At 68.7% G+C, this 17127-nt stretch carries 18 protein-coding genes; 11 read left to right on the top strand and 7 right to left on the bottom strand.

What is annotated here, in order from left to right; translation table 11 throughout:
- Positions 1–18: 18 nt before the first annotated feature.
- Positions 19–1551: an NCS2 family permease gene (locus tag ABD678_RS11505; protein WP_344756751.1), complete on the bottom strand. Its 1533-nt coding sequence runs from the start codon at positions 1549–1551 to the stop codon at positions 19–21.
- An 85-nt stretch (positions 1552–1636) separates the two neighbouring features.
- Positions 1637–2146 carry a hypothetical protein gene (locus ABD678_RS11510; RefSeq protein ID WP_344756753.1) on the bottom strand — a complete coding sequence of 170 codons (510 nt, stop codon included), beginning with the start codon at positions 2144–2146 and terminating at the stop codon, positions 1637–1639.
- Positions 2147–2219: 73 nt separating this feature from the next.
- On the opposite strand from ABD678_RS11510, the gene ABD678_RS11515 reads away from it, so the two are divergent.
- From ABD678_RS11515 to ABD678_RS11525, 3 genes are all read left to right on the top strand, one after another.
- A complete protein-coding gene (locus tag ABD678_RS11515) occupies positions 2220–3698 on the top strand; it encodes an MFS transporter (protein WP_344756755.1) in 1479 nt (492 codons plus the stop codon).
- 89 nt (positions 3699–3787) lie between these two features.
- Positions 3788–3964 (top strand): hypothetical protein, encoded by a 177-nt coding sequence (locus ABD678_RS11520; protein ID WP_344756757.1) that lies wholly within the window; start codon positions 3788–3790, stop codon positions 3962–3964.
- A gap of 29 nt (positions 3965–3993) precedes the next feature.
- Complete coding sequence (locus tag ABD678_RS11525; RefSeq protein ID WP_344756759.1) at positions 3994–4695, top strand: histidine phosphatase family protein; 702 nt, start codon at positions 3994–3996, stop codon at positions 4693–4695.
- Here the strand turns inward: ABD678_RS11525 and ABD678_RS11530 are convergent.
- Positions 4675–6081 carry a hypothetical protein gene (locus ABD678_RS11530; RefSeq protein ID WP_344756761.1) on the bottom strand — a complete coding sequence of 469 codons (1407 nt, stop codon included), beginning with the start codon at positions 6079–6081 and terminating at the stop codon, positions 4675–4677. The genes ABD678_RS11525 and ABD678_RS11530 overlap by 21 nt on opposite strands.
- Before the next feature lie 65 nt (positions 6082–6146).
- Between ABD678_RS11530 and ABD678_RS11535 the strand changes: the two genes are divergently transcribed.
- Positions 6147–6914: an EI24 domain-containing protein gene (locus tag ABD678_RS11535; RefSeq protein WP_344756763.1), complete on the top strand. Its 768-nt coding sequence runs from the start codon at positions 6147–6149 to the stop codon at positions 6912–6914.
- Between the two features lie 42 nt (positions 6915–6956).
- Positions 6957–7319: a DUF898 family protein gene (locus tag ABD678_RS11540; protein ID WP_344756765.1), complete on the top strand. Its 363-nt coding sequence runs from the start codon at positions 6957–6959 to the stop codon at positions 7317–7319.
- 92 nt (positions 7320–7411) lie between these two features.
- On the opposite strand, the gene ABD678_RS11545 is transcribed toward ABD678_RS11540, so the two are convergent.
- On the bottom strand, positions 7412–8161 hold the full coding sequence (locus tag ABD678_RS11545) for a DUF4433 domain-containing protein (protein ID WP_344756767.1): 750 nt from the start codon (positions 8159–8161) through the stop codon (positions 7412–7414).
- Between the two features lie 72 nt (positions 8162–8233).
- Here ABD678_RS11545 and pcp point away from each other — a divergent pair, with 72 nt between their 5' ends.
- A complete protein-coding gene (gene pcp, locus ABD678_RS11550; protein WP_344756769.1) occupies positions 8234–8845 on the top strand; it encodes a pyroglutamyl-peptidase I in 612 nt (203 codons plus the stop codon).
- 51 nt (positions 8846–8896) lie between these two features.
- Here pcp and ABD678_RS11555 read toward each other — a convergent pair whose 3' ends face one another.
- A complete protein-coding gene (locus ABD678_RS11555; RefSeq protein ID WP_344756771.1) occupies positions 8897–10216 on the bottom strand; it encodes a GNAT family N-acetyltransferase in 1320 nt (439 codons plus the stop codon).
- 146 nt (positions 10217–10362) lie between these two features.
- Here ABD678_RS11555 and ABD678_RS11560 point away from each other — a divergent pair, with 146 nt between their 5' ends.
- The 3 genes from ABD678_RS11560 (at position 10363) to ABD678_RS11570 (ending at position 13443) form a co-directional block, all read left to right on the top strand.
- Positions 10363–11037 (top strand): DUF2510 domain-containing protein, encoded by a 675-nt coding sequence (locus tag ABD678_RS11560; RefSeq protein WP_344756773.1) that lies wholly within the window; start codon positions 10363–10365, stop codon positions 11035–11037.
- Between the two features lie 124 nt (positions 11038–11161).
- Entirely contained in the window at positions 11162–12904 is a 1743-nt protein-coding gene (locus ABD678_RS11565; RefSeq protein WP_425561985.1) for a gamma-glutamyltransferase family protein, read from the top strand.
- Positions 12905–12954: 50 nt separating this feature from the next.
- Positions 12955–13443, top strand: a complete 489-nt coding sequence (locus ABD678_RS11570) for a glutathione peroxidase (RefSeq protein WP_344756777.1) — start codon at positions 12955–12957, stop codon at positions 13441–13443.
- A gap of 10 nt (positions 13444–13453) precedes the next feature.
- On the opposite strand, the gene ABD678_RS11575 is transcribed toward ABD678_RS11570, so the two are convergent.
- A complete protein-coding gene (locus tag ABD678_RS11575) occupies positions 13454–14062 on the bottom strand; it encodes a YdeI/OmpD-associated family protein (protein WP_344756779.1) in 609 nt (202 codons plus the stop codon).
- 57 nt (positions 14063–14119) lie between these two features.
- On the opposite strand from ABD678_RS11575, the gene ABD678_RS11580 reads away from it, so the two are divergent.
- Positions 14120–14404: a GNAT family N-acetyltransferase gene (locus ABD678_RS11580; RefSeq protein WP_344756781.1), complete on the top strand. Its 285-nt coding sequence runs from the start codon at positions 14120–14122 to the stop codon at positions 14402–14404.
- Between the two features lie 13 nt (positions 14405–14417).
- On the opposite strand, the gene ABD678_RS11585 is transcribed toward ABD678_RS11580, so the two are convergent.
- Entirely contained in the window at positions 14418–15569 is a 1152-nt protein-coding gene (locus ABD678_RS11585) for a winged helix DNA-binding domain-containing protein (RefSeq protein WP_344756783.1), read from the bottom strand.
- Between the two features lie 101 nt (positions 15570–15670).
- Here ABD678_RS11585 and ABD678_RS11590 point away from each other — a divergent pair, with 101 nt between their 5' ends.
- The gene (locus tag ABD678_RS11590) at positions 15671–16987 is read left to right on the top strand and encodes a uracil-xanthine permease family protein (RefSeq protein ID WP_344756785.1); all 1317 of its coding nucleotides are present in this window, start codon (positions 15671–15673) and stop codon (positions 16985–16987) included.
- The last annotated feature ends 140 nt before the right edge of the window (positions 16988–17127 follow it).

Below are 17127 nucleotides of genomic sequence, written 5' to 3' on the forward strand. Positions count from 1 at the left end.
CGGATCGGGGGGCGTCCCCTACCCGCCGAACAGCGCCTCGATGGGCCCGCGCGCGAAGTAGACCAGGAAGCCGACCGCCACGATCCACAGCAGCGGCGAGATACCCTTCGCCTTACCGGCGAGGGACCGCACGACGACCCAGGAGATGAATCCGACGCCGATGCCGTTCGCGATCGAGTAGGTGAGCGGCATGACGACGATCGTGAGGAAGACCGGCAGGCCGATCGAGAACTCGCTCCAGGTCACATCCTTGATCTGCGACACCATGAGCACGCCGACGACGACGAGGGCGGCGCCGGCCACCTCGAGCGGCACGACCTGCGTGAGCGGCGTCAAGAACATGGCGAGCAGGAACAGCACACCCGTGATGACGCTCGCGAACCCCGTCCGTGCGCCCTCGCCGACGCCCGCCGCCGAGTCGATGTAGATGGTGTTCGATGAGCTCGAGGTAGCGCCTCCGGCCACCGCACCGATGCCCTCGACGATGAGCGAGGACTTCAGGCGCGGGAAGTTGCCCTCCTTGTCGGCCAGGCCGGCTTCCTTGGTGAGGCCGGTCAGCGTTCCGACCGCGTCGAAGAAGTTCGTGAACACGAGGGTGAAGACGAGCATGATGGCGGCGAGCCACCCGATGCGTCCGAAAGCGTTGAAGTCGAATGCGCCGATCAGGCCGAGGTCCGGCACCGAGACGATCGCATCCGGGAGCGTCGGGACGTTGAGGTTCCAGCCACCAGGGTTCGGCTGGCCGTTCGCGAACGATGGGCCGAGCTTGAAGATCGCTTCGAGGATGATCGCGATGACGGTCGTGCCCAGGATGCCGATGAGCAGCGCCCCCTTGACCTTGCGCGCCATGAGAACGCCCATGATGAGCAGGCCCAGGATGAACGTGAGGGTCGGGATCGTGGTGATCGAGCCCCCGTCGCCGAGCTGCACGGGCGGACTCGCAGCGCCGCTCGACCGCACGAAACCGGCATCCACGAGTCCGATGAAGGCGATGAACAGGCCGATGCCGACCGTGATCGCGATCTTGAGCTGAGCGGGGACGGCCCTGAAGATGAGCTCCCGCAGTTTCGTCGCCGACAGCAGGACGATGATGAGGCCGTTGATGACGACGAGGCCCATCGCCTCCGCCCAGGTGACCTGGCCGACGACGCTCACCGCGAGGAAGGAGTTGATGCCGAGGCCGGCCGCGAGCCCGAACGGCAGGTTCGCGACGAGTCCGAACAGGATCGTCATGACACCCGCGGTGAGGCCCGTGACGGCGGCGACCTGCGGCCGGTCGAGGGAGCCTCCCGTGACATCCGCGACGCCACCCAGGATGAGCGGGTTGAGGATGACGATGTAGGCCATCGTCATGAAGGTGACGAGCCCACCGCGTACCTCGCGGCCGACCGTCGACTTGCGGAAGCTGATCTCGAAGAACGAATCGAACCGCTCGCGGAAATTGTTTCCGCTCCCCCGCTTCACGGGGTTGTGCTGGGCCCAGTCGGTCGCCGTCGCAGTCTCGTGCGCGGCACCCTGGCTTTCGGATGTCGTGGAAATTTTCGGCTCCATCTCTCGCAGTTGGGTGGGAACGGTTTCACCCTATTGCCCTGCTCGGGACCAGAGCGTGGAGGACTCGCGGAACGAATCGCCGGAGCTACGCGCCCACCACGAGGTAGAGAAGTGCCGCGACGATGGCGAGCACCGCGACGACACTCGCACCGACTTCGAGTGAGCGCCAGCGCTCGGCCAGCCGACCCGTCTTGGAGAGGAAGTCGAGCACGAGGGCGACGATGCTCGCGAAGCCGAGCACGAAGGGCACGACGAGCAGAGGCGAGAGACCCATGACGGGTGCCAGCCAGGTGAAGACCGCAACGATGGCCACCACGATGGTGACCGACTCGAAGACGACGACGAGAAGCCGCGAGGTCGTGAGGTCGCGCACGGCCGACTTCGTGGTGGTTCTCGTTGACGAGTCGCCCCAGGCCAGCCAGCCAAGTGAAAGGGCACCGAGCACGACGAGGGCGAGCAGAATCCAGCCGACGAAGGGCAGGGCGCCCGCCAGCGGTGAGCCGGCGACGAAGAACAGCGCGATCGACAGGACCAGCACGGCGAGCACGACGATCGGGGAGACGATTTTCCTGGTGTTCTCGGTAAGGAGTGTCATGGGTATCCAGCGTGCCCGGTCGGGTGGGCGGCGCGCAAGGCCTGGACCATCGCCCCCGTCTAGAGTTGAGCCGATGGAGAACGAGCGGCAGGGCTGGCTGAGCGACCGGGAGCGCCGGCGCCTCACCCGTCTCCCGACCGACCGCGCGATGACCGCGACGCTCGCCACGACCGGTCTCATCGCCGCGACCATGCAGACCCTCGTCACCCCGATCATCCCTCAGCTGCCGGTGCTGCTCAGCACGAACGTGGCGGATGCGCAATGGGTGCTCACGGCGACCCTGCTCGCGGCGGCCATCGCCACCCCCATCGGCGGACGCCTGGGCGATATGTACGGTAAGCGCCGCATCGCACTCACCCTTCTCATGATCATGACCTTCGGGTCGATCATCGCGGCGATCTCGAACACTCTCGTGCCCATGATCATCGGGCGCGCGCTGCAGGGCGTCGGCCTCGGCGTCATCGCGCTCGGCATCAGCATCCTGCGCGATGTCATCCACCCGAGGAAGCTGGGTGGTGCGGTCGCCCTGGTGAGCGCGACGATGGGCGTCGGGGGCGCGGTCGGCCTCGCGGTCTCCGCGGTGATCGCCGAGAGCCTCGACTGGCATTTCCTGTTCTGGCTGTCCGCGCTTCTCGGGGTCATCGCCTCGGCGCTCGTCATCCTGGTCATCCCGGTCAGCACGCTGCGCACGGCGGGACGGTTCGACTGGGGCGGAGCGTTCGGACTCTCGATCGGTCTCGTCGGCATCCTCCTCGGCGTTTCGAAGGGCAATGAATGGGGCTGGGCGAGCCCCGTCATCCTCACCCTGCTCATCGGCGGGGCGCTCGTCTTCGTCGCCTGGGGGTTCTACGAGTTGCGGATGGCGGACCCGCTCGTCGACCTGCGGGTCGCCGCCCGCCGCCCGGTGCTGCTCACCAACCTGGCCTCGATCGCGGTCGGGTTCGCGTTCTTCGTGACCGCGTCTGCGCAGCCGATCCTGCTCGAGCTGCCCACCGATACGGGGGTCGGCCTCGGGCAGACGCTTCTCGTGGCGAGCCTCTGCCTCATGCCCAACGGCATCGTCATGTTCCTCGTCTCACCGCTCGCCGCGCGGCTCTCCAACACGCGCGGGCCGCGCACGAGCCTCATCCTCGGCGGTTTCATCATCGCTGTGGCCTTCACGCTCTCGGTGTTCCTCATGCACGAGGTCTGGCACGTCGTCCTGGTCTCGACCCTCGTCGGTCTGGGGACGGGGTTCGCCTACTCGGCGATGCCGACGCTCATCATGCACTCCGTGCCGCCGACCGAGACGGCGGCCGCGAACGGTCTCAACTCGGTCATGCGAACACTCGGCTCGACGGTGGCCGCAAGTCTCATCGGGGTGATCCTCTCCTCGAGTTTCGTGGTCGCGAACGGCATCGAGATCCCCACACGCGAAGCATTCCAGGTGGTGTTCGCGCTCGGCGCCGGCGTCGCACTGCTCGGAACGATCGTCGCGGTGTTCATCCCACGCCGCGGGCGCCGCTACGAGGACACCCAGAGCATCCCGATCCAGAGCATCCCCGAGGGGTGAGAGGCGACCGGTCGGATCCTCTCGCGGGCGACGAACCGCAAGCCCTGGTGTCTCAGGCAGTCATCAGCGCCCGGGGTTAGCTTGTGCGCATGAGCAGCAACGACGAGAGCCTCGATCGGGAGTTCGAGCCGGTCGCGGACGACGAACGCGAGGTGGACGTGGACGACGAAGAGGAGCCGACCCCGCCGCCGACGCTCGACCCGGATGAGCGCATCGAGGACGAGGACGAGGACGAACCTCTGCCCGACGGCCAGCGTCCGGTTTGAGTCACCTCCCGGCCGCCTAGGCTGGAGAGATGCGCCTCCTCCTCATCCGGCACGGCCAGACGCCGGGCAATGTGCTTGGGCAGCTCGATACGGCGTATCCGGGTCCCGGCCTGACCGCGCTCGGCCTTGAACAGGCGGCGGGACTCGCCGCCGCTCTCAAGGACCAGCCCATCGACGCCCTGTATGCCTCCACCCTGCTGCGCACCCAGTTGACCGCCGAGCCCCTGTCGCGAACTCGCGGCCTGGAGGTGGGCGTGCGTCCGGGCCTCCACGAGATCGAAGCCGGTTCGCTCGAATCACGCAGCGATCGCGACTCGATCCGTCAGTATCTGGAGACCGTCTACGCGTGGGGCCTGGGCGACCTCGGCACTGCCATGCCGGGCGGCCCGGACGGCCACGCTTTCTTCGGCCGCTTCGACGAGGACATCGCCACGATCGCCGGTTCGGGCGCTCAGGCGGCCGCGGTCGTCAGTCACGGTGCCGCGATCCGCGTGTGGGTGTCGAGCCGGGCCCGCAACATCTCCCCGTCGTTCGGCGCCGAGAATCCGCTCGACAACACCGGGATCGTCGTTCTCGATGGCGGGCCGACAGAAGGCTGGACCCTCACGACGTGGGCCGGGACCCCCGTCGGTGGACCCGACCTCGTCGACGAGGATGCCGAGGATCCCACTGGCGAGACGCTCAGCGAGGCCGTCGAGTCGGCTCCGGAGCTATCGCGCGACTCCAAGTAGCTCGCGTGCCTCCGCATGCTCCTGTTCGAGTCGCGACCGCGTCGCGGGATCGAGTCGCCGCAGCCGCCATGGTGCCGAGTTGTCGTCGAGGGCCGCAAGCTTGACGGCGAGCCCGTCGGGATTCGCGGCGATCAAGGCGAGGTGCTCGCTCGCGCTCAGGTCGTCGCGGTTGGTGAGCAGTGAGACGATCTCCACGACGTCCGGCACGATGCCGGCATCGAGCAGGTCCTGTGCGGCCAGGTCGCTGTGCTCCAGTACATCGTGCAACCAGGCGGCACAGTGCCGCACCGGATCATTCTCGGCGTCGAAGCGTTCCGCGACGCGCGCCGGATGGTCGATGTAGGCGGCCCCGGCGAAGTCGGTCGCACCGCGATGCGCGATCGTGGCGAGGGCGACCGCGATGCCGTGCTGAACGCTCGCCGGAGAGGCAATGGCAGCGGCCGGGGCGGGTGAAGCATCCGTGGTCGGCACCGGCTCGAGCTGAGGCTCGGCGAATGCGACAGGTTCCGGTTCCCGTTCCGGCTCGGGCTGAGGCTCGGGCTCGGCGAATGTGACAGGTTCCGGTTCCGGCTCGGGAGCAAGGGGCTGCGCAGACTCCAGCACCGTCGCCGGCGGGGGGACCGATTCGACCCGCTCGACCGGTGCGGGAGCGAGGGTGCGCTCGAACCTCTCGATCGTCCATTCCTCGTCGGCGAGCATCGCCGTCGTGGTGGCACCCGGCTGGGTCTCGTCGAGCTGGGCCGCAGACACCTCCGAGAAATGCGTGTCGAGGTCGTCGCGCACGTAGAGGAACCCGCTCAGGCCGATCTCCACCCAGCCGCCGGTGAGCCACTGGAAATATCGGCGGCGGCCGGAGATCGTGGCCGCGCTGAAGACGCCGACGACGTGGAATCCGTTGTCGGTGACCCTGGTGTAGAAGCGCTGGCGATCGGGGATGTTGCCGAGGGACTGGGCCGGGCCATCCTCCTGCGTCGTCGCATCCACGAAACGGTCGAAGTTGAACTGGGCGGCGAGGCGCGCATACCGCACGCCGTCGTCCACGACCAGGGCGATCTCGCGCAGTTGCGGGAGTTGCTCGAAGGTGGCGCTCGGCCATTCGAGTCCGTCGCCCATGATGTTGAGTCTGGCGCGGCGCAGCAAGGTGTGCGTCGCCCACTCGTACTGGGGGATGTCGACCGGCGGGAGGGTATCGAGGTCGATGCTGCCGTGGTCGGGTGCTGCGGGAATGTGGTCCATGATCCTGGGTCCGTCTGGCTTCGGGTATGCCGCGTTCGGCGACAGCTGGGTAAGGCTCGATACCTCGTCCACCTCGTTGCCGAGTTGCTCCCCCGCGGAGACGCCGACTTCGGGATCGGCGAGATCTCTATGCCTCCGAGCGTAAGTCACCGGAATACTGGTTTCACGTCCCCTTTCGGGGTACTCCACTGAGACCGCGTCGCTACGATGATCCCGTGCGCGCGAGTGAGCGAGGGACAGGGTCGGTGCGCCGGTTCTTCGCGGGCGTCGGCTTTCTGGGTCGCGGCCTCGCTCGCTGGGGCACCTCGCCGCGGCTCATGCTGCTGGGCGCGATCCCCGCGCTCATCGTCGGTGCGGCCTTTGCCGCCGGCATCGTGCTGCTGGCGATCAACCTGCAGGAACTCGTCGTCTGGTCGACGCCGTTCGCCGAACCGTGGGTCGAACCCTGGCGCACACTGTTCCGGATCACGGTCGGTGCGGCGTTCGTCGGGCTGGCCATCCTGATCATCGTGTTCTCCTTCACCGCACTGACCCTCGCCATCGGCGACCCGCTCTACGAACGGATCTGGCGCGACGTCGAAGTCCACGCGGGCGGCCTGCCGCAGGGATCGCCACGGTCGTGGACGGCGGTCCTCGCCGATGGAGCCCGGATGCTCCCCCGTGCGATCTTCGGCGGTCTCGCCCTCTTCCTGCTCGGATTCATCCCACTCATCGGCCAGATCCTGGTTCCCGTGGCCACCGCGCTCTTCGCCGGCTGGATGCTCTCGATCGAGCTCACCGGGCGGGCGCTCGAGTGGAGGGGCTTCGCGCTGCGCGAGCGGCGACGGATGCTGGCCGGCAACCGCGCGGGAGCCCTCGGCTTCGGCCTGGCCGCCTACCTGCTCTTCCTGCTGCCCCTCGGGGCGGTCATTGCCATGCCCGCTGCCGTCGCGGGCGGGACACTGCTCGCGCGGAGCGTCCTGCCGGAGGGGTCCCCCCGTTAAGGGACTCGAACCTCCCTCACCCCCTCCGATATACAGAGAAGTATGGCCCGAGCTACGCGATTCACCTTCGATGGAGGTGCTGCGACGTACGTGGGGACAGCCATCCTCGGCGCCCTCATCACGGTGCTCACACTCGGCATCTGCTACCCGTTCGCGCTCGTCCTGACGGAGCGCTGGCGGTGCAAGCACACCTACATCGACGGCCAGCAGCTGGTCTTCAACGGCAGTGCCGTCGGCCTGTTCGGGCGCTGGATCCTGTGGCTGTTCCTCACGATCATCACGCTCGGCGTCTACCTGTTCTGGGTCGGCCCACGCCTGCAGGAGTGGAAGACCGTCAACACCGACTTCGCCTCGACGAAGGTGCCGTTGGCTTCATGGGGGCCGAGCGTTCTGACGACGGGGTGAACTGACCCGGCCTGTCATCGGCGTGAAGGTGAGCGGACAACGGCCCGCCGCTTCCGCCGCGCTGCTTCGGCCGGGCTGCTTCCGAAGAGCAGCTACACCCGCTGGAACCAGGGCGGGTAGACCGAGACCTTCTGCGCGAAACCGTGCTTCTCCAGCAAGGTGCGTACCTCGGCGCGCACCTTGTCGTTCGCGACGCCGACGAGGGTGACCGCGGCGAACGGGAACTCCCCCGGCACGAGGAACTCGGCCGAGCGCAGGGCGTCCTCCTCATCGTGGATCCTCCGCGGCATCCGTCCGCCCAGCTCGGTGAGCGAACTGAAACGTGTCGTCGGGTCCGCGGCGTCGCCGTCCGCCACCACCGCGCTCTCGCCCGCCGCCCGCACGGTGCTCACGAGAATCACGAAATCGGATGCCGGGATGCTGCCGACCCCTTCGGCCAGCCGGTAGTCGGCCTCGCCGTTGCGCATGCCGTCCCAGAGAATCGCATTCGGAGCCAGGAAGAACGGCACATGCGCGGCGACCGGTACGGAGCCGGCCAGCACCTCGCGCCGCAAGTCGCGGTTGTCCGCCGCCGAGATGTCGACCGCCGGGCGCGCGCCCGCGGCATCCGAGAGCATGCGCCCTGCCTCGAGGATGGGTGCCAGGTTGCGCCGATGGGTGATGTGGAAGATCCGGCGGGCGCCGGCATCCACCGCTACGGGCTTCGTCGCGGAGATCGTCGTCGGCCTGCTCCGCGCTGGAGCACGCCGCGGCTTCACGGTACGGTCCTGCGGCGGAGGCGTTCTGGGCGAGCAGACATCGCAGCGGGCGATGTCCAGACCATGGATGCACTCGGTCGTCACGGAGGTCCTCTCGGGCGGCACGGGAATACGCGCTGCCGCAGGATCAACGTTACGCGCGACTAGCATGGCGCCATGACCACCGCCCGATCGGCCGAGCAGCCCACCGTGCTCCTCACCGGCTTCGAACCGTTCGGCGGCGCGAACGCCAACAACTCATGGGACGCCGTGCAGCTCGTCGCGCGCGACTGGCGAGGGCCGGCCAGGCTTGTGACCGCATGCCTGCCCGTCGAGTTCTCCCGCGCCGGCGACACCCTCGTCGAGCTCATCGATGAGCACGCCCCCGACCTGGTCATCGCCACGGGCGTCGCCGGCGGCCGCACGAAACTCACCCCCGAGCGTGTCGCCATCAACCTCGCGGATGCCCGCATCCCCGACAACGCCGGCACGCAACCCCTTGAGAAGGCGATCGTCGACGACGGCCCCGACGCCTACTTCACCCGGTTGCCGGTGAACGCCATGGTCGGGCGGATGACCATGGCCGAAGTCCCCGCCGAAGCGTCGCTGAGCGCGGGCACGTACGTGTGCAATGACGTCATGTACCGGATGATGCGGCATGTCGCCGAGCGCGGGACGATCGCCGGTTTCATCCACGTACCGGATGCGGAGGCTCTTCCTCTCGAGACGATCGCGGCCGGCCTGCGCGCGGCGGTCGAAGCGGGGCTCGAGGCGTCGACCGCTTCCTGACCTCGTGCCAAGGCGGCCTGCCGCCGCTCGGCCTGATTCAGCGGTGCCTGATCAGAACCAGACGTTGAGCCAGGGTGTGACTGGAGAACGGAAGAGCGCCGCGGCCGCGGCCCCGGCATCCGGAGTCAGCTCGGTGACGCGGCCGGACGCGGCGAGCACCGTCGCCGACACTGCGCCGAGATAGAGCGAGGAGAGTTCGTTCACGGTCATCGCGAGGGCAGGGACGCCATCCGGAAACGCCCCTTCGACCCGCGTCACCGAGCCGGCTCCGCCCCCTGCGGTCAGCAGGAACCGTCCCGCGGCGTAGCCGTAGACGTCGGAGACCTCGAGCCCGATCCGGCCATCGGCCGCATATCCCCTCGCCTCGAGCGCGATCGGCACGTCGAGGATGCGCACCCACAGGTGGTCCTCGATCGACTCCTTGATCGCGCGCTGGTCGGCCACCTGCCAGCGGAGCGGCTCATCGACCGAGCGAAGGTACGCACGCACCTCGCTCACCAGGTCCATGCCGAGCACGAAGCGCCAGAGCGCCGCGTACGCGTCGCCGGTCGTCGAGAGCAGGAACTCGAGTTCGAGCACGTGCTTCGTGAAGTCCTCCTCCCCACCCGTCGCCCGGTACAGAGCGAGCCCCTGCACGACCCCTGCCGCATCGTCGTAGCGGATCGCACGCAGCTTCTTCGCGCGATCCCTGTCGTCGCCCGCGAGCGCCACGAACTGGTCCCAGCGCAGTCCCCAGACGTCGATCTGACCCGGGACACCGCCCCGCCCGCGGTCGTGCAGTTCGGGCAGCAGCGCCCGGGCGTCGTCGAGCGTCACGAACCGCAGTCTGCCCTCAGGCAGCGGCCCGACCCAGGTGGCCCGCCGCGTCTCGATCGTGAGGTTCGTCGCAAAGACCGCGGGGGCGAAGCCGAACCGCCCGTAGATCGTCGACTCAGAGACCGTGAGGATGGAGAGGGGCGCCCCCAGTGCGGATGCCGTGGCCAGTTCGGCCTCGAGCATGGCACGGGCGATCCCCCGCCTGCGATGGGCGGGGGAAACCGAGACAGAACTCACCGCCCAGGCCTCGACCGAATGCCCGCCGGGCAGGGAGAGCTCTGCCGGCCACGAGCTGACCGTCCCCACCGGTTCGGACACCGCATCCGCGCCCTCCTCCCACACCCCGGTCGTTCGACGATGGGCGAGGCCCGCCATGCTCGCCGCGAGCGACTCCTGGTCCTGCCGCGAGCCGTGGAACCCGCGCGAAGTCGCCTGCAACCAGGCGCGGAACATCCCGGCGTCATCCGTGTCGACGAGGCCGAGCCGCAGGCCCGAACCGGAGAGTCGTCCGGCCGCCTCCGGGTCGACCGGATGGTGTGCGAAGTCGGAGGTCATGGATGCAAGGGTACCCAGAACGGGTGACAGCCCGGTGCCCGATCCCCCGCGAATTGGGGCCTGCACCTCAACAGGAGAACAGCTAACGTCAGAAGTGGGAAAGTTTCACGCGCGCGGGGTGTGGGAAGCCGCACCCAGGGAGATTCATGTCGATGGATACGGCGAGCACCGTCATTATCGCTGGTTGGTATCCGGACCCCGCCGACGCCACCCAGGCCAGGTGGTGGGACGGCTCCCAGTGGACTCCGCAGACGAGGCCGCGCCATACCCCCGCGCCGGTCCAGGGCAACAGGTACTTCTCGCCCGTCCCGATCCGCACGGATGCGACGCTGCCGCCCATCGACCCGTACCGCCCGATGGAGAAGCGCCACAACACGCAGGGCTTCGTGTCGATGGCTGCCAAGCCGACCATCCAGTACTCTCCCACGCGCGCATACACCGGTTCGGTGTGGTGGCTCGCCACGATGCCGATCTGGTCGACCGTGCTCGTCATGGTCCTCGTGGTGGCGCTCGGCGAGTTCTTCAGCTTCTTCCCGCAATCCCTGCTCACCGTGCTCCTGCTCTTCACCGCCGTCGCCCTCACCATCCACGACCGCAAGGTGCTCCTGGCTGCGATGCATCCGACCGCGGCGTCGGCCTGGTGGTTCCTGCTCGGGCCGTTCATCTACCTCGTCGTGCGCTCGGTGCACGTCACGAAGAACACCGGCCACGGCTGGGCGCCGGTCATCGTCTACCTCGTGAGTTCGATCGTTCCACTCGCCGCGATCCTCGCCTTCACCTCGCTCTACGTCTTCATCGCGTCGATGATGGGCGCGGTCTGAAGCCTCGTCCCATCTGCTGCCGGTGCAGCCCGGCACGCTCCATGACGGAGTAGCGTCGGGAGATGTGACCTACACCTCGCCCGCGGCCTTCACCACCCGTCCGACGCTGCGCGGAAGCTTCGGGATGACCGCCTCGACGCATTGGCTGGCCACCGCATCCGGCCAGGCCGTGCTGGAGCGCGGCGGCAACGCGTTCGACGCCGCGGTCGCCTGCGCGTTCGTCCTGCACGTCGTCGAGCCGCACCTCAACGGGCCGGGCGGCGACCTCGTCGGCATCTTCGCCACGGCGGATGCCCCCGGCACACCCATCGTGCTCATGGGCCAGGGGCCTGCGCCGGCGGGCGCCACGATCGACCATTACCGGGCGGAGGGGCTCACCCTCGTCCCCGGTGCCGGCGCCCTCGCCGCCGCGATCCCGGGCGCGGTGGATGCCTGGCTCCTGCTCCTGCGGGACCACGGGACCTGGGAGCTCGGCGATGTGCTCGCCTTCGCACTCGGCTACGCGCGGGACGGGCATCCCCTGCTCGAACGGGTCGCAGCGACGATCGCGCGCGTCTCCGAACTCTTCGAGCAGCACTGGCCCACCTCGGCGGCGCTCTGGATGCCCGGCGGGAGGGTTCCGGATGCCGGGGCCGTCTTCGCCAACCCGGCGCTCGCGCGCACCCTCGAACGGCTCGTGGCATCCGCCGTGGGCCCGACGAGGAAAGCCCGCATCGACGCCGCCCGCGATGAGTGGGCCACCGGATTCGTCGCCCGTGAGATCGACGCGTTCGTGCGCTCACCGCACCGGCACTCGACCGGGGGCGATCATGCAGGAGTGATCCGTGCGGACGACCTCGCCGGGTTCCGCGCATCCTGCGAACCGGCCGTGACGGCCGACTTCCGCGACGTGACGGTCGCGAAGTCCGCCGCCTGGGGGCAGGGACCGGCGCTGCTGCAGATGCTCGGCATCCTCGACGGGTTCGACGAGGAGCGGCTCGACCCCGCGAGTGCGATCGGCGCCCACACGATCCTCGAGGCGGAGAAGCTCGCGCTCGCCGACCGTGAGGCCTATTACGGGGACGCCGCAACCGTGCCACTCGACGTGCTGCTCTCGGCGGAGTATGCGGCCGAGCGGCGCGCGCTCATCGGTGACGAGGCCTCTCGCGAGTTCCGCCCTGGCGCTGTTCCCGGCCACGAGCCGTTCCTGCCCGAACTCCGGGAGGCTGACGACCTGCCGATCGCCTCTGCGGCCGGCCAGCGCTATGTGGGCGAGCCGACGGTCGAGAAGACCGGCGAGACGAAGGGCGACACGTGCCACCTCGACGTCATCGATCGCTGGGGCAACATCGTCTCTGTGACGCCCTCCGGTGGCTGGCTGCAGTCCTCCCCCACGATCCCCGAGCTCGGGTTCAGCCTTGGCACCCGCCTGCAGATGACCTGGCTCACACCGGGGACGCCCTCGTCGCTCATGCCCGGGCGACGCCCCCGCACGACGCTCACGCCGACGCTCCTGCTCAAGAACGGTCACGCCGTCGGCACTCTCGGCTCTCCGGGCGGCGACCAGCAGGATCAGTGGCAGCTCCCCTACCTGCTCCGCACGATCGTCGGCGGCTATACGCCGCAGCAGGCGATCGACGCCCCCACCCTGCACTCGACCTCGTTCCCCGACTCGTTCTGGCCGCGCACCTGGGTGCCGGGCGGCGCTGTCGTGGAGGACCGCCTGGGCGCGGAGGTCATCGACTCCCTCGAAGCGCGCGGGCACGCCGTGACCCGTGCGGGCGACTGGGCGCTCGGGCGCCTCTCGTCCGTGGGCGTCGGCGACGACGGTGTGCTCTACGCCGCGGCGAATCCTCGGGGCAATCAGGGGTACGCGGCCGGGCGGTGACCGGGTGCGGGCGCGCAGCAATTCCCGGCCGCACGACCTACGCTGGAGACATGGATCTCAAGGACATCACACTCACCACGATCGACGGCGAGGAGACCACCTTCGGCGAGTACGCCGGCAAGGCGGTCATGGTGGTCAACGTCGCCTCCAAGTGCGGCAACACCCCGCAGTACGCAGGTCTCGAGAAGCTCTACGAGCAGTTCGGGGAGCGCGGGTTCACGGTCCTCGGATTCCCCTGCAACCAGTTCATGTTCCAGGAACCGGGCAGCGCCGCCGACATCCAGGAGTTCTGCTCCACGACCTACGGCGTGACCTTCCCGATGTTCGACAAGGTGCACGTCAACGGTCGGCACCGGCACCCGCTCTACGAGCAGCTCACGGCCGTGAAGGATGCCCAGGGCGCAGCGGGCAAGGTGGAGTGGAACTTCGAGAAGTTCCTGATCAGCCCCGACGGCACGGTGCAGCGATTCCGCCCAGGCGTGCAGCCGGATGCGCCGGAGATCCTCGAGGCGATCGAGAAGGCGCTTCCCGCCGTCTGAGCCGGGCCGGTCAGGCTCGCGGCGCCGAGTCGGGCGCGCGCTTCTGAGGATGCGGGGCTTCATGCCGGGCGAGCTGCTCGACGAACCCGGCGATTCTGCGAGCCCGCGCATCCGGGTCGGTGAGCTGGCTCAACCTGAAGTACAGGGCGTAGCGGTTCTGCGAGGTGAGCACCTCGTACATCGCCTGCGCCTCTGGCACGGCGGCGATCGCCGCGAGCAGGTCCGCTGGGGGCTGCGCCGTCGCCGAGCCCGCGTAAGCGCGTTCCCACCGGCCGTCGGCCTTCGCCGCGTCGACTGCCGCGCGCCCGGCCGGGCGCATTCGACCCTCGGCCTCGAGTCGCTCGACATGGCCGATGTTGCGCAGCGACCAGATGCTGCGCCTGCCCCTCGGCCCGAACCGCTGGAACGTGGTCTCCTCGTCGCGCCGCCCGGCCTGACCGTCGATCCAGCCGAAGCACAAGGCCTCGTCGAGGGCTCCGGCGTAGAAGAGCGCGGTCACCGTGCCGCCCTTGCGCGAGAGGATGAGGCGCACGCCCTCCGAGGTGGCGTGGTTCTCCTCGAGCCAGGCGTGCCATGCCGCCGCATCCGGCAACTGCAGCTCAGGGAGTTCGACGGGCATGCCACGAGCCTAATCAGGCCCCCGGCGGAGTTGACGCGTCCCGGATAGGCTGGAGACATGAGCAAGGAACTCGTGAAGGAACCGGATGCCGACCGTTACACCCTGCGGATCGATGGCGATCTCGCGAGCGCCGTCGACTACCGGGTCAGCGGCGACTCGATCTCGTTCACCCACACCTTCACCGACCCGAAGCGCCGGGGCCAGGGTCTCGCGGCCGAGATCGTGAAGTTCGCGATCGACGACGTCGAGGCGACGACCGACTATCGCGTCGTGCCGATGTGCTGGTACGTCGGCGAGTGGTTCGACAAGCACCCCGAGCGTGCGGGGCTGTTGACGCGCTAGAGCCGACGCCCGCTCAGGCGTGCGGCCCGACCGGCACCTCGCCCAGCACGAGTTCGATCTCCGCGCCGACGATCCGCCCGACACGATGCGCTTCGGCCTCGAGCGCCACGCGTCGCCGCTGCGACAGGGTGCTGAACGGCTCGACCGTCATGGTGGCCCGCCGGGCCCGGCGCTTGAGGTGCCAGATCCCGCCCGCGATGCCGCCGAGCAGCAGCACCGGATAGTTTCCCGCCTGGCCCCCCGCGAGTGCGCGATCCCAGGCTCGCCCCGGGAACAGTTTCTCCCGCGGCCAGGAGCCGACGACGTACGGGTCGAAATACGGTAGTAACCGCAGGTCGGGCAGCGAGTCGTTGCCGAATGCGGTGTCCCCGGCGTTCACCCAGGACTCGCGCCCCAGTAGGTCGACTCGGTCCAGGCCCGCATGATCGAGAGCCGCCCGCGCGAACAGCTCCTGCGCCCGGCCGACCCGGATCGCGAGCCACCGTGCGTAGTCGCCCGGCATCGCCGGACCGTAGGAGTGCAGGTAGCGACGCAGGAGCCTGAGGTCGGCATCCGGAACCGGTTCGAAATCCGGGGCGGGTAAGTAGGTGACCCTGGTCCCGCGATTCGCGCCGAACACGAGGATGCCGGCATGAGCGGCCGGGATGATCGCCTGCCGCCAACGCGGAGACCATCCGCCGAAGGCCGGCACCGTCCTCTCCCCCGCCCAGGGCCCCAACCGGGAGAGGACCGCATTGTCGAGCTCGTCGGTCGTGAGCCCGGTGCCGTCCGCGCCGGCGGGGATCGCCCCGAGCGCATCCGCCACCGCCGCGAGCACCTCGTCGAGCTGACCCGGTTCGAGGCGCACACCCTCGGGCTGGCCCGTCGAGACCGGCAGCGCCCGGAGCGCGCCGAGCCACTCGCCGAGTTCCGAGGCGGGCAGCAGGTGGACGGTGCCGCGCGGCCCGAAGGTCTTCACAAGCAGTCCGTCTCGCCGGATCGCCGCCGCGAGATCGGATGCCGCCGCCCCGCGGGTCCGGATGCCCACGGCCAGTTCCGCCGCCGACATCACCTGGGCGTGGGCGCCGACCATGGCCGACACCGCGGAGACGACATCGGGCAACGGCCGGGAAAGACCATGCCGCGAGAGACGGCGCGCGGTCACATCGCGCCAGCTGACCTGCATGCGGAAACACTACTGCCCACTAGTGACGCGGGGGCCCGGCGACCACTACGGTGGAGCAAACCGAGTCGGCCCGACCGACCGAGCAATGCTAAGGAGAAACAATGGCGCTTCCCTGGAAACTGCATGGCGATGGAAAGGATGTCGCCGCAGACGACATCATCCTTCCCGAAGAGAGACTGTCGTGGCTGCGAACCATCGGATTCGGCGGCCAGCACGTCGTCGCGATGTTCGGCGCCACATTCCTCGTCCCGATCATCACCGGGTTCCCGCCCGCGACGACCCTGCTGTTCTCCGGTATCGGAACGCTGCTGTTCCTCATCATCACCGCGAACAGGCTTCCGAGCTACGTCGGATCGTCGTTCGCGTTCATCGCCCCCATCCTCGCGGCCAATGCTGCGACCGGCGGACTCGGCGTTGCACTCGGCGGCATCATCGTCACCGGTGCGGTGCTGGCGATCGTGGGCATCATCGTCCACTTCTCCGGGACGCGATGGATCAACGCGCTGCTGCCCGCCGTGGTGAGCGGCTCGATCGTCGCCCTCATCGGGTTCGCGCTCGCGCCGGTCGCCGGTACCAACTTCGCAGCGTCACCGTGGATCGCGCTTATCACGCTCTTCGCGGTCATCCTCTGCGCCGTGCTGTTCAAGGGGTTCATCGGACGCCTGTCGATCCTCATCGGTGTCGTCGTCGGCTACATCGCCGCGGTGATCGCCGGCGAGGTGGACTTCTCCAAAGTGGCGGACGCCGCCTGGGTCGGCCTGCCCACGTTCACGACGCCGGTCTTCGACGCGCAGTATCTCCCGATCTACCTCATGTTCCTCCCCGTCGTGCTCGCGCTCGTCGCGGAGAACGTCGGGCACATCAAGGGCGTCGGCCAGCTCATCAACCGCGACCTCGACCCGCTCACCGGCCGCGCGCTCTTCGCCGACGGTGCGGCGACGGTCATCGCCGGACTCGGCGGCGGATCGGCTACCACGACCTACGGTGAGAACATCGGGGTCATGGCCGCCACGAAGATCTTCTCGACGGCCGCATACTGGGTCGCCGGCATCGTGGCGATCCTGCTCGGCCTCTCCCCGAAGGTCGGCGAGATCATCAACACGATCCCGCCAGGGGTCATCGGCGGCGTGACGACGGCACTCTACGGCCTCATCGGCATCATCGGTGTGCGCATCTGGGTCGAGAACAAGGTCGACTTCTCGCGTCCGAAGAACCAGATGACCGCGGGTATCGCGCTCGTCATGGGCATCGCGAACTACACGCTCGCCTTCGGCGAGGTCAAGTTCGAGGGCATCATCCTGGGCACGGTTGCGGCGGTCGTGGTGTACCACCTCATGAACGCGCTCGAGAAGTTGCGCGGAGGGACCTCATCGGCCGACGCCCCGAAGGCGAAGACCGAAGCGAGGGTCTCCGGCTGAGTCCAGCTCGAACCGGACCCGAGAGGGGGATGTCCGCGTGGCGTCCCCCTCTTTTTCCGTGAGCGGCCCCCGTTTTCGATAGCCTTGAACCACGACACCCCCAGCCTTGGGGGGCGACCCGGCCGGATGCCGTGCATAGA

The organism is Leifsonella bigeumensis (assembly GCF_039537265.1).
GTDB classification, from domain to species: Bacteria; Actinomycetota; Actinomycetes; order Actinomycetales; family Microbacteriaceae; genus Terrimesophilobacter; species Terrimesophilobacter bigeumensis.